Source organism: Niastella sp. (assembly GCF_045805085.1).
Taxonomy (GTDB): Bacteria; Bacteroidota; Bacteroidia; order Chitinophagales; family Chitinophagaceae; genus Niastella.
This window is the reverse complement of the sequence record NZ_JBJMLX010000359.1, coordinates 1-12,364: the sequence shown is the minus strand read 5'-3', so window position 1 is coordinate 12,364 and position 12,364 is coordinate 1. Positions and strand designations below refer to the sequence as shown.

12 protein-coding genes are annotated in these 12,364 nt (G+C 44.3%); 2 read left to right on the top strand and 10 right to left on the bottom strand.

The annotated features are described in order from the left end of the window. Positions 1-1,593: hypothetical protein (locus ACJ751_RS18605; RefSeq protein WP_407747021.1), on the top strand; the 1,593-nt coding region annotated here is incomplete at its 5' end. 281 nt (positions 1,594-1,874) lie between these two features. Here ACJ751_RS18605 and ACJ751_RS18600 read toward each other — a convergent pair. The 4 genes from ACJ751_RS18600 to ubiE form a co-directional block, all read right to left on the bottom strand. Then, positions 1,875-2,663, bottom strand: coding sequence for a LytTR family transcriptional regulator DNA-binding domain-containing protein (locus ACJ751_RS18600; RefSeq protein WP_407747020.1), 789 nt, complete (start codon positions 2,661-2,663; stop codon positions 1,875-1,877). 1 nt (position 2,664) lies between these two features. Continuing rightward, positions 2,665-4,395: a histidine kinase dimerization/phosphoacceptor domain -containing protein gene (locus tag ACJ751_RS18595; protein WP_407747019.1), complete on the bottom strand. Its 1,731-nt coding sequence runs from the start codon at positions 4,393-4,395 to the stop codon at positions 2,665-2,667. Positions 4,396-4,609: 214 nt separating this feature from the next. Then, entirely contained in the window at positions 4,610-5,359 is a 750-nt protein-coding gene (locus ACJ751_RS18590) for an outer membrane beta-barrel protein (RefSeq protein ID WP_407747018.1), read from the bottom strand. Then, positions 5,323-6,075, bottom strand: coding sequence for a bifunctional demethylmenaquinone methyltransferase/2-methoxy-6-polyprenyl-1,4-benzoquinol methylase UbiE (gene ubiE / locus ACJ751_RS18585; RefSeq protein ID WP_407747017.1), 753 nt, complete (start codon positions 6,073-6,075; stop codon positions 5,323-5,325). The genes ACJ751_RS18590 and ubiE overlap by 37 nt, the downstream gene beginning before the upstream one ends. A 28-nt stretch (positions 6,076-6,103) precedes the next feature. On the opposite strand from ubiE, the gene yihA reads away from it, so the two are divergent. Next, positions 6,104-6,790 (top strand): ribosome biogenesis GTP-binding protein YihA/YsxC, encoded by a 687-nt coding sequence (gene yihA, locus ACJ751_RS18580; RefSeq protein WP_407747016.1) that lies wholly within the window; start codon positions 6,104-6,106, stop codon positions 6,788-6,790. Between the two features lie 93 nt (positions 6,791-6,883). Here the strand turns inward: yihA and ACJ751_RS18575 are convergent, their stop codons facing one another. From ACJ751_RS18575 to ACJ751_RS18550, 6 genes are all read right to left on the bottom strand, one after another. After that, the gene (locus tag ACJ751_RS18575) at positions 6,884-7,357 is read right to left on the bottom strand and encodes a ribonuclease H-like YkuK family protein (RefSeq protein ID WP_407747022.1); all 474 of its coding nucleotides are present in this window, start codon (positions 7,355-7,357) and stop codon (positions 6,884-6,886) included. A gap of 62 nt (positions 7,358-7,419) precedes the next feature. Beyond that, positions 7,420-9,009: a T9SS type A sorting domain-containing protein gene (locus ACJ751_RS18570; RefSeq protein WP_407747015.1), complete on the bottom strand. Its 1,590-nt coding sequence runs from the start codon at positions 9,007-9,009 to the stop codon at positions 7,420-7,422. 68 nt (positions 9,010-9,077) lie between these two features. After that, positions 9,078-9,542, bottom strand: coding sequence for a hypothetical protein (locus tag ACJ751_RS18565; RefSeq protein WP_407747014.1), 465 nt, complete (start codon positions 9,540-9,542; stop codon positions 9,078-9,080). A gap of 189 nt (positions 9,543-9,731) precedes the next feature. Beyond that, positions 9,732-10,109: a CoA-binding protein gene (locus tag ACJ751_RS18560; RefSeq protein WP_407747013.1), complete on the bottom strand. Its 378-nt coding sequence runs from the start codon at positions 10,107-10,109 to the stop codon at positions 9,732-9,734. A gap of 96 nt (positions 10,110-10,205) precedes the next feature. Next, a complete protein-coding gene (locus ACJ751_RS18555; RefSeq protein ID WP_407747012.1) occupies positions 10,206-11,285 on the bottom strand; it encodes an epimerase in 1,080 nt (359 codons plus the stop codon). Positions 11,286-11,295: 10 nt separating this feature from the next. Beyond that, positions 11,296-12,138 (bottom strand): DCC1-like thiol-disulfide oxidoreductase family protein, encoded by an 843-nt coding sequence (locus ACJ751_RS18550; RefSeq protein ID WP_407747011.1) that lies wholly within the window; start codon positions 12,136-12,138, stop codon positions 11,296-11,298. Positions 12,139-12,364 lie beyond the last annotated feature (226 nt).

Here is a 12,364-nt window from a genome sequence, read left to right as displayed (position 1 = left end):
GGGCGTCGAATAGATTCCAATCTTCAGTCCCTTGCTGTGGACGTAATCGGCGAGCGCCTTCATGTCCGGAAATTTGCTGTTCGTGTGGGGGAATATGCCGATTCTTTGCAAAAAGCGGGTGGCCTGTCGTTGTCGAAAGTGGATGAATATAACCTGCGTAGTTTACTCATGAACAATTCCGAATGGGTAACCGGTACCGATACCAGTGATTTTAATAGTAAAAAGAGTTTGTGGAATGTATTTTATAAAACAAAGGCCAATTTACTGGAGGTTAATGTAAAGGATTTTTTCTTTGTTGTTAATCCTGTATTTCAGCAAACGTTCTCAGTTGAAAGCGGCGATAAATCTCCTGATAAACTTTTCCTTACTTCAAAAGGATTATCGGTACGGGGGATGATCTCCAAAAGACTGGGCTTTTCTGTTTATATGACCGATAACCAGGAGCGGGCACCGCTTTTTGTACAGGAAAGGGTACATGCGTTCGATGCAGTACCGGGTAACGGTTTCTATAAAACGTATAAGAAAACCGGCAATGATTACCTGGATGCCCGTGGGTCGATCAATTTCACCGCCCTCAAATACCTGGATTTTCAATTTGGCTATGATAAAAACTTTATCGGTAATGGCTATCGCAGTTTATTCCTGAGCGACTTTGGCAATAGTTACCTGTTCCTGAAGATCAACACCCGCATCTGGAAGTTCAACTATATGAACCTGTTCACTGAGTTAGTGCCACAAACTGTGAATATCAGCTCCGGTAACAAACTGCTCGATAAGAAATATGCCGCCATGCATCATTTGAGTATGGACGTTACCAAATGGTTGAATATCGGCGTTTTTGAATCAGTGATCTTTGGCCGAAAGAATCATTTTGAATTCAGCTATTTGAATCCCGTGATATTTTTGCGACTGGCCGAGCAGGAGAATGGCAGCCCCGACAATGCCTTTGTGGGCATCGATTTAAAGGCCAATATAGCCAGGCGTTTACAGTTGTATGGTCAGTTGTTGCTCGATGAATTGGTAACGAAGGAATTAAAGGCCGGCAATGGCTGGTGGGCCAATAAGTTTGGCATACAGGCCGGCGGTAAATACATCAATGCTTTTGGGGTGAAGAACCTCGATCTGCAGGGCGAGATCAACCTTACCCGTCCGTTTACTTATAGCCACTTCGATAGCCTGGCTAATTATACCCATTATAACCAACCGCTGGCGCATCCTTTGGGCGCTAATTTCGTGGAAGCGATTGGTATCATAAGATATCAGCCGCATCCCAAATGGACAACCAGCGCCCGCCTGATCGTTTGGAAACAGGGTACCGATACGCTTAATAGCAATGTGGGCTCCAATATATTTATACCCAATACAGACCGCCCTTCAGGTGATTATGGTTACAAATTACCTAATGGACCACAAGCCACCGGGGTAAATGCGCAGGTACTGGTATCGTATGAAGTGAAGGAAAATCTGTTCCTCGAGGGGTCGGCATTGATCAGGAATTATAAATCAGGGGTGCCTGAAATAAACAACCGGAACGTATCGGTATTTACAGCCGGTGTACGGTGGAATATGTTTAGAAGGGAATACGATTATTAAAAATATGACAGCTTACTATAATAAAAGGCAGGCGGCATAATTGCCACCTGCTTTTTTTATCGGTGATACACCGACCGGGTTTAAAGGGTATCACCGGGAACCACCTTTTTAACAGACCTGTTTACTAATCAGAACCCCGTTTATGTTTCCTTTTCCTTTTGGACAAGTAGTTGTAAACCGGGTGCTAAACTATTACCAGGAAAGGGATATTCATATCGCTTGTATGTAAACGACGAAATTTTGTATGTAAATGAGCCCGGGACGGGGGTGGGGATAGGGCCTTACCTGAAATCGAATTGTTTCATGAACTCTTCCTTATAATTTCTTCCTATGGGCAGGTGCTGCTGGTTCACTTCTACTTCCTGTTCGTTAAAGGACTGTATAGCGTTGATGTTTACCGCATAGGAGCGGTGTATGCGCACCAGCGACTTGTAATTGATCTTTTCCAGCAACTGGTTCAGGGATAAACGCAGTAAGAATTTCTTATCGGCGGCGATAATGGAAGTGTAATTGTTGTCTGCTTCAATATACAACAGCTCGCTGAGCTTTAATTTTACAAAGGCATAATTATGTTTCACGAAAATATGATCGTGCATTCTAAGGATCATTTCCTTCTCGGGTGAGCTGGTGCTGCGGCTGCCATCTTTGTCGAGCGGGATGATCTTCCCGGTGGATTGTTGTTCGCGTGAAACGGCAAAATTGTTCACTGCCAGGTCAATGGCTATGCGTACGTTGGTAAGGGTATAAGGTTTTGATAAAAATGCGGCGGGGTGCGTTTGTTTTATCCGTTCAATAGTTAGGGCATCCGTAAAAGCGGTGAGATAAATAATGGGTACGGCTTTTTGTTTCAGTGTCTCTATGGCGGCATCGATGCCGTCTTTTTCCCCGATGATGTTCACATCCATCAAAATAATATCAACCTCATTCTCCGTAAACAATTGTTGCGCTTCTTCTGCATTGTCGGCAATACCCGCAATATTATACCCATCGTGCTCGAGGCCACTGGCCAGGTCAAGCGCCACAATACTTTCATCTTCTACTATCAGGATGTTTACTTTTTCGGCAGGCATTTTAAGCTACTTGTTTTTGGATGGTTATTGTAAACTGCGTACCGGCATTAACAACCAGCGATTGTTGCGCCCGCAGCTGTTTGCAAAGAGCGGTTATCAGCTGTTTACCAAAGGAATTCTTCTTTTGTTTCCATTGCTGTTCGTCAATGCCGGTTCCATTGTCTTTTATGGTGCAAACCAGTTTTGTATCTTCTTCAATGAGTGTAATGTTCAGGGAGGGGCGATGTATGTTGCTATAGGCGTATTTCAGGGCATTGGTCATCAGTTCATTAATGATGAGGCCTATGGGCAATGCCTTGTCAATATCCAGCATTTCTTTTTCCACTGTAATGCGAAGGTCAAAATCATCGCGGTTAAACCCGTATGACGATACCAGCGATTCTGCCAGGTTGGTGAGGTATTCCTTCATGTTCACGGCGGTGAGCGATTCTGTTTTGTACAGGCGTTGATGAATAAAGCTCATGGCCTGTACCCGCTGCTGGCTTTCTTTTAAAACCAGCAGGGCTTCTTCGTCCCGTACCTTATAAGTCTGCAAGCTCAGCAGGCTGCTCACGATCTGCAGGTTGTTCTTTACCCGGTGATGCAGCTCCTTCATCATTACTTCCATTTTTTTTGACTGCCCCGCTATCTGCTGCCGTTGTTTTCTGATGCGATAATACAGCAAAACCATACAGACTGCCAGTAACACAAATAGCAACAGGGCCGAAACCAGGAAAACGATCTGCCTGTTTTTCACAAGGCTGTCTGTATGCAGCCGCCGTATTTCCAATTCTTTTTTGCCGGTCTCGAATTTTGTTTGCAGGGCAACCACTTCATTGGTCTTTGCCACGTTGTTCAGCGAATCGTCGAGTATATCGGCCTGTTTATAATAATAGAGAGCAGAGTCGAACCGGCCGGCATCGGCAAAGGAATAGTACATGGAGTTGTAGGCATTGCGAAGGCGTTCGGGCCTGTTGAGCAACCGGGCTGTTTCAAGCATTTTGCGGGCATATAATAATGACGCTGCCGGTTGTTTCAATTTCGTATAGGCCAGTGAGATATTACCGTAATTGAACGAGAGGCCACTGAGGTTATGTGCATTCTTGTTCAGCTCTTCTGCCTTGAACAGGTATTCAAGGGCCTTTTTATAATCCTTCCAGTACTCGTTGTATACCTGGCTTATATTATTGTACAATTTGCTTACAAGGCCTTTGGCTTTTCCCGATCGCTCAATCATGTCCACTGCCTTTATGTAAGCTGCATAAGCGCTGTCGTAATATTTTTCCTGGCCTTTTAAATTAGCCCGGTCGCGGTACAGGATGCCGCACTCGTTCAGGCAACCAACCATTCCTGCTGTATCGGGTATGCTATAGAACAGGTTGTAGGCATGTTGGCTATACAAAATGCCTTTATTTATATATTCAGGCGTATTGTTATCACCCACCATGTCTTTACAAACCTGTGCCAGATTAAGGTAACTATCGGCTGCCGGGCCCACATCATGCTGTTCTTCATTTATGGATATGCTGTGCAGCAACTTATTAACGGCGGTTGCGTATTCGCCCTGCATTCTGTAATACGCTGCCTGGTGAGCTTCGCCTATTGCTTCGCCCCGGCGATACGAGCGTTTTTTTGCCAGTTGAACAGCCAGCGAGGAATAATAGTTTATGGAATCTTTATTGGTTTGGTAATACGTGTTGGCAAGGCTGTTGAGCAGTTTGACCTTATTGGTATCGTCTTGTTGAACAGCCAACAGTTTTTTGAGACTATCCTGTTTTTTCAGTCGGTCCTGTGCATGTGCAGATGAAAAACCACAGTACACCAACAAAGCAGTTAATATCCGCAGGTATGTTTGGCTACTATTCAGGCAAGAAAGGGTTTATCTACAAATGTAAAAGAAAAACAGCTGTCCTGATCTTATCGGGACAGCTGTTTCGTATATTATTAGAATTATATATATCCTTTTCTTACCCCTCGAATATAAGCGAGAAAACGACCATTCTGGAGTTCAGTTTGTCAATAGAACTGGAATATTTAAGATTTGCGTCGCGGGAATGGATATTGCCAAGCCCGTTACTGATCTTGATCTCAGGTGACAGAATAAATACCGGGAAATAAATATTGAACCCTACACCGGCTTCAACCCCATAATCGAATTTTTTCAGCTTTACCAGGTCTTCTGCTTTGCGGGCGGTTGAATTGGAAGCCAGGTCGTATTCGATCTTGCCACCCCCAAACATGTACACCCTGAAGTTACCGATGCGATCGCTGCGGAACTTAAGATGTAAGGGTAATCCGATCAGGATGCTTTCCACCCGTTTGGTCATAACCGGTGCCTCGTTTTTGTTGGGGTCGGGATATTTTATGTGATAAGTGAGATTCTTATAGGCAAATAATAGCTGAGGGAAGATAGCCCGGAGTTCGAACCGGGGCGACAAACGCAGGGTATGCATACCAGCCAGGCCGAAGCCGCCGGTATTTTCAGGTTCCACCACCATTACGCTGTCATTCGACAGAAATGAAGGATGCTGGCTCACCTGGAACCTGGCACTATTATAAATAAGACCGATGCCCAGATAGTATGTTTTACTATCATGGTCAGGTAGGTTTAACTCATCTCTTAATTGAGCGTTTACCTGTTGTGAGGCGATCAAAAGCAATAGCCCTGCTGCCCATCTGTTTAACTGGCGGTTTTTGAGCCGCAATAAATTGTACATATTCCTAAACTCAGCCGTTTTAGTGTAGTATTCTTAAACCCAACTTGTTGTAAAATATGTAGAAATGTTTCGCCTTCAGGAAATGCTTTAACTGATTGATTTAGATACTTATATGCGTCCTTGTTCTTCGACACCCACTGACCCGCACGGGGTGCAATGATGTTCATGTACAGGTTATACAAACCTTTAAAGCCCTTTTTACTGGGTTTCGAAAATTCAAGGATAACCGCTTTACCGCCTGGTTTTAGTACCCGGTACATTTCAGCCAGCCCTTTTTCAAGGTTTTCGAAATTCCGCACACCAAAAGCCACGGTAATGGCATCAAACGTTTCATTGGGAAAGTTTATTGCCTCACTATCGCCCTTTAACAATTCTATTTGCTTAGATAGCAATAATTTATCAACCTTTTGACGCCCCAAATTGAGCATCCCCTCCGAAATATCTATTCCAACTATCTTTTCGGGGTTCAGGTATTTCGAGGTCATAATGGCCACATCGGCGGTGCCGGTAGCCACATCGAGCACCATACGGGGGTTTATTTCTTTCAATTCGCGGATGGCGCGTTTACGCCAGCTTACATCAATACCGCCCGATAAAAAGCGGTTCAGGAAATCGTATCTGAATGCTATCTGGTCAAACATAGCCGCTACCTGCTCTTTTTTGGTTTGTTGCGACTCGTTGAAGGGCACTATATTATCGTGTGAATATTTCGACATGGGGGGCAAAGATAATTTATCTTGCAGTATGATTATTCAATCTGCCACCTACGTCATCAGCAGTCCTGATTATACCAAATGCCCAAAGCCCGACCGGCCCGAATATGCCTTTATTGGCCGTAGTAATGTGGGTAAGTCGTCGCTGATAAATATGCTGGTTGATAACCAAAAGCTGGCAAAAACATCTTCTGCGCCCGGTAAAACACAATTAATAAATCATTTTGATATAAAAAGTTTGAAAGGCTCCCATCCGGCCTCTTCGCCAGGTGGCGGTGCAGTAAAAACTTACTCCCAGAAAGATGTTACCCCCTGGTATCTGGTTGACTTACCAGGATATGGTTTTGCCAAGGTTTCGCAATCGACGCGCAGGCAATGGGAACAGATGATCGAGAATTACCTGCGCAAACGCGAAAACCTGATCAATGTGTTTGTATTGATAGACAGCCGCCATAGTCCGCAAAAGCTGGACCTTGATTTTGTAGATCAGCTGGGCAAATGGGAAGTGCCTTTTTGTTTGGCCTTTACCAAAGCCGATAAGGAAACACAAAAGACAGTAAGCAAAAATGTAAAGGACTTTTTAGATGCCATGCGTAAAACCTGGCAGTTCTTACCACAGAGTTTTGTAACCAGCGCCGAGAAAAAAATGGGAAGAGATAAAATGCTTCAGTTTATTGAGGACTGCAATAAAGAGGCGGCTAAGGCAGAAAATGAGTAGGTACTTTTTAAGGCGACAATGCCCTGAGTTGTGAAAAGAGTGATATTCACAACCAAACATTAAAAAACCCTCCGTTTACAGCGTGAGGGTTCGTTAATTTACAACCTTGTTGGCACAGCTGCTACTGGCAAAAGCTTCGGGTTTGGCCTTGAAAGCAAACCCCATTCCCAGTATGTAGCCCATGGCTTCCTTCAACGCATCATTACTTTTGAAATGCGGGTTGGTGTTAATGTCCGCATGCACTTCCATGTCTACATTGTACAAATTAAAGAGGGGGCAGAGGTCGTAAGCGATTTCAATACTCTTGGCAACTTCTACCAGCATTCTTTCTTTGATACTGTACTGCTTTCTGGTTTTTTCATTGTGAATGAACATGAATCCACCATGTCCTTCACGAAGGAAAACAATTACGGTAGCAAACTCTGTTTCTACACCCTTTACCTGCGAATCGGTACCGATGCAAACTTTAAGGTGATAGCCCTTTTCAGTTTCGCGTTTGATAGCATTTTCAACGGCATCGATGATTGGCAGTTCAATCGGGTCACCATTAAATTTTCTCCATAACATCATAGTGAAACGGGTTTTCCGAATTTACCGAAAAACCCGCTGTTCACCAAATCATATGATTATTATTGTTTTATTAACTTAAGCGTAGTGGTCTCCATTTCGCCTTGTATCCGAAGGAGTATCAAGCCCTTTTGTGCATTTGTTATATCGATGTTATTTGTTCCGGTAACCATTTTGCCTCGTTGCAATAAACGGCCGGTTCCATCCAGCACCTGGAAGTTGCAGTCCTTGTCAGCATTAGTTATAATTGAGTTAGTTACCACAGTGCTCATCACCTTTACCGAAGCTTTGTTGTCGCCTTTGTCGCTAATGGTAATGGTGTTGGAGTAATATGATTTTTCGTCGGCTGTGGTAATGATCCTGATACGATAAAAAGGTGCGTTATCAGTTAATGGCTTCCATGAAAATGTTTTGGTGCCGGGGCCAACCTGTGCCAGCGCATTGAAGTGAACACCATCTTTTGAATTTTGTATTTCAATGGTTTTTACTGCTTCATCTGTTTCATACACCCAGTTCAGGTTATGCGTGCCTTCAGTTGCTTTGCCCGATAAAACGAACTTGTGTATTGGCAGTGATGTAAGTGGAGAAGCGGCGATGGTATAATAACCCAGGCTTTCGCTTTTTGCAAAGTTTGCATTGGCGGTGCCTTCTACTACCACATAATAAGTACCACTGTTCAGGTTACTGTCGAGACTGGCACTTACAAGAGTAGCAGGATTGTATTGTCCTATGGTGTCTGCTTTGTAATTGAGCAGGCTTAATTTAATATCGAGGTTAGCGCCTGAATTGTTAAGGCCTACATTTTCAGGCACTGCATTCAGGTGTATGTATGTTGGTGTAGTTAGTGTGAATTTGAATACGTCTTTATCGGTGCCGGAATTAATTAAACCGCTGGTGGCAAAACCGGTATTTGAAAAACCAACACTGGTAGCATTCGTATGCGTATCGCCAATATCATCGGGGCGGAAACCAAAGTTATTGGGAGATCCGGAGATGATAGCCAGGTCATCCTGGTAATAGTTACAGGCATAGGTGTTGGTGCCGTAGTGCCAGGTAGTAAGGTTTTTGTAATAGCCTACGCCCATAATGGGCGCCCAGCTGGTTTCACCGGAACCGGTGCCGGGGTTATATTCAGTTTTTACACAGCTTGAATTATAGGCACTCTGGTGCTGTAAGCCCAGGGTATGACCTGCTTCGTGCGAGATAGCTTCAGCCACGCTCTTCTTACTGTTGCCCAGCAGGCTGCTGAACACCCAGGCTGGCGTACCATCGCCCCAGGTAAAAGAACCAACGTAAGCAACACCGCCTACGCCCCCGCCATACCATTGGTAGCTTGGGGTAACAATTACCCTGATGCGTTGAGTCGGCGGTGCAGCTAAAAACACCGTAGAATCAGTAGTGATGTTTACATTAAAAATGCGGTAATCTTCAGCCACCCGGTTAAACATTTCATTGATGTCTGAAGCAGAAAAGCCGGAAGCCTGGGCGGTAATAGGTCCACTCCAGTTCCAGGAGGTGCCGGTTACATACTGGCCGTCAAAGTCAACGAAGATAGTGGCTCTGGCCGATGGATAGCTGTTTAACAAAGGAACCTGCGCCTTTACCCCTGTGGCAATGGCAAGGCCACACAGTACGGTAAAAATGGTTTTCATTGGATTTCAATGCGGATTTGGATGTTAAATAGTGTTCAAAGGTTTTCAATGGGTACGGATCAAAATGGTTACTCAACCATGAAATACTGCTTAGGCTTCTTTACCCAGAAATAACGGTTGTTTTCTTCCGTTAGTACCAGTACTTCGTCTGATTTGGGATTAATGATGCGGCCTACCAGTTTTTGTGTATTATCGTTTTGGGTAATTACCGATACGGTGCACAGGGCGCCGGGCATACTGATGGATCTGATGTTCATGTTCACCACGCCGGCTGCTGATTGTATTTTTTCAACCAACTCGCCCGAAAATTCATAATCGCCGAGCGTCATATTTATTTTGTCTGAAATACGATGGGCTGAAAGCCCTTTCACAGCTGAAAAGTTACATTCCAGTTTGGGAGGAAGTTGCGAAAGTGTTGTAGCCTTGCTTAATACAGGCTTTTGATTTAGGGTAACGGGTTGTTGCTGGGCGGTTATTGATTGGTATGCGAAAATGCACGCCACTAAGAGCCCTATAGCATTCAGGTTTTTCATTATGTACGGGTTTTAGTGTTCGGATCTGGATTACGTTGGTATAGGTCTTAGGGATATATTAAATCTACGATTCATTGATTCAATACAAAGGTAAAACGCAAATGATATGCAGTTATTTTACAAGGGGGATATAAACAAATAATCTGAGTGTAAAAAGTAAGTTGTACTAAGGGTTATTACCATGGGTATTTAGTATTGACCCGTGCTCAGGAGCACTAAAGTGCAGGCCTCCATTGGTTGAATACCATTGGCTTTGGCCAACTCGGATAGTTCAGGATTTTCAGTTCCCGGGTTGAATATAATACGTTTTGGGCGCAGGGATAGTATATAATCGTAGTATTCTTTCTGATTGGCAGGGTTCAGGTATAACGTAACTGTATCAACTGTATCCTGGGGATCTTTTTCGGTAGTAATATCCACGTCCAGTACTTTTCCCATCCTGCGACCCAGCGCCACCACGGGGTGCTGATGCTTGCGTAAACTGTTTATAGCCAGAAAGCTATAGCGGGCGGGATTGGCGGAGGCGCCCAGTACCATCGTTTTTTTACTACCTGTTTCCATGCCCATATAACAACCTGTTTACTCAATTGGTTGTCATTCAAAACTATAATTTTTTCCGGTAAACAAAAACGAAAGGTGTGTGTTTTCGGCACAAAGCTCCCGTTAGAATAGGTGATATTTCTTTCGGGGTGTTTGGTTGATAATGTCGGTTAACGCATGTTCCAATGCGTTATACCTGAATAAAAATCCTGATTTTAATAACCGGGCCGGGTATACCCACCTGCTTTTTAATATCAACTCGGTTTCTGTACCTATCAGAGCCGAGCCTGCTTCCAGTATCCACTTGTAAGCGGGTAACCCTATTTTGTGGCCTGTGATGCGGCGAAGGGTTTGCATAAAATCGGCATTGGTTACTGCATTGGGGGAGCTGCAGTTAAAAACACCTTCTTCCTCTTTGTGATCATAACACCATTCAACAATGCGGCATAAATCTTCAACATGTATCCAGCTGAACATTTGGCTGCCATTGCCCTGGTGACCACCTAACCCTGCCTTTAAAAGGTTGTAATAGGGATTCATTACACCGCCCTGTCCCAGAGTAACGGCTGCCCGCAACGTTATCTTTCGGGTAAAAGGGGTGCGCTGCTCAAAGAAGGCGTTTTCCCAGTGTTTACAAACCTGTACAGAGAAGTCTTTAGCCAGCATTGCCTGCTGAGCGCCTGCCCATTTTTTGCAGGTATAGCGTACCCGGTCAAAAAAAGAATAGGGCATATTATCGTTCTTTGCGTCACTGATAACACCAGAAATTTCATCATTCGGTTTGTCGGTGGTATGCTGGTAAATAGTGGCCGAGGAGGCGTTGATCCACAATTTGGGTGGAACCACTGTTTGCCTGATGGCATCGCCAATGGCCCTGGTTGATTGGGTGCGGCTGTTGATGATCTGTTGTTTGTTCTTTTCTGTATAACGACAGTTCACCGATTTGCCCGCCAGGTTGATCACTAGATCGGCCCCATCAATATTCTGCAGCCAATGCTTTTCTACATGTACGCCATCCCATCGCCAGTAGGTAATGTTATAGCCATCTACTGCTTCTACCAATTTATTATCGTGGTTGTTATGCAGTTGGTTCACCGAATGGCGGCTCAACAGTATTACATGGTTATCTTTTCCAAAATACCGGGCCATTGCCTGGCCAATAAAACCAGTGCCACCGGCAATTACGATCTTTTTGTATTTCATATAGATCCGGTTATCTGTTAAAAGGAATAAACAAACAGATGCACAAACCCATTACACAGGCCAGGTTTACGGTAAGCACCAGCCAGTAACGGTCAAGCATATTGGCAAAATTCATTCGCCGGAAGTATTCATGGAAGATCACTATCGACACCAGCATCAGGTACCCGTAATTAACCCAGTTGCCGGGTTGTATAAATGCATCGGTAAGCACCAGCGGTATCAATAATAAATTGGTCACCAGCGTAAGCATGTTCACCTGGCCCAGGTATTCCAGTGCAGTTCGTTTTGGTAAGAATAAAGCCAGTATACAATTGAGCGCGACCATAATGGCGTGCAGCCCCAATAGCTGGGTAAGGGATAACGAATAGCCGGGGATTTGCGCAAACAGGTGTTGATGAACCGGTAGTATCATCAGGGTATTCACCGCCAGAAAAATAGCCATGAACAACACCCGGTAAAATATATTGAATGAAGGCGTACAATCAACTTTTAGCGGCGAGGTTTTAACCGCCACAATTACTTTACGGTTGTATGAAATAAAGCTGTACAGTTTTTTGAGGAACCAGTTAATGGGTTGAACCCGGCCAATGGTTTTTATAAGCGCGCATTTTTGTCCCAGTATTTCCAGCAGGGCATCGATGCCATACCATACCTGTTTGGTGCTTGGGTCAACCAGGGGAATTTCATTTACGCTGCGTTGCCAGTTGATGGTGTGTAACAGTTCAGGAGAAACGGCTGAAAATGATTTGCGTCCTTCTGTGGTCAGTAACCCCGATTTCACAAAAGCGCTGGTATAGGCTACGCAAAGCGGACAATCATCATCGTAGATCAGGATCTTGTCTGAGCTTTTCATATTTTCAGAAATTAATGAAAGTATAGTGCTAAATAAAAGCCGGCGAACCGGCTGATTATAGTGAGCATGTATTGTCTTGTTATTTGAAGAACTTAAGCAAGCTGCCAAGGAACCAGTTTTCATCGGCCTTTACCATGGTGTCGAGCATTTTATCGGCCTGCTGACCAAACTTCCTGATGTTGCCAATGGTTTCGGTAAACTGTTTGGCGTGCTTATCTTTTTTATC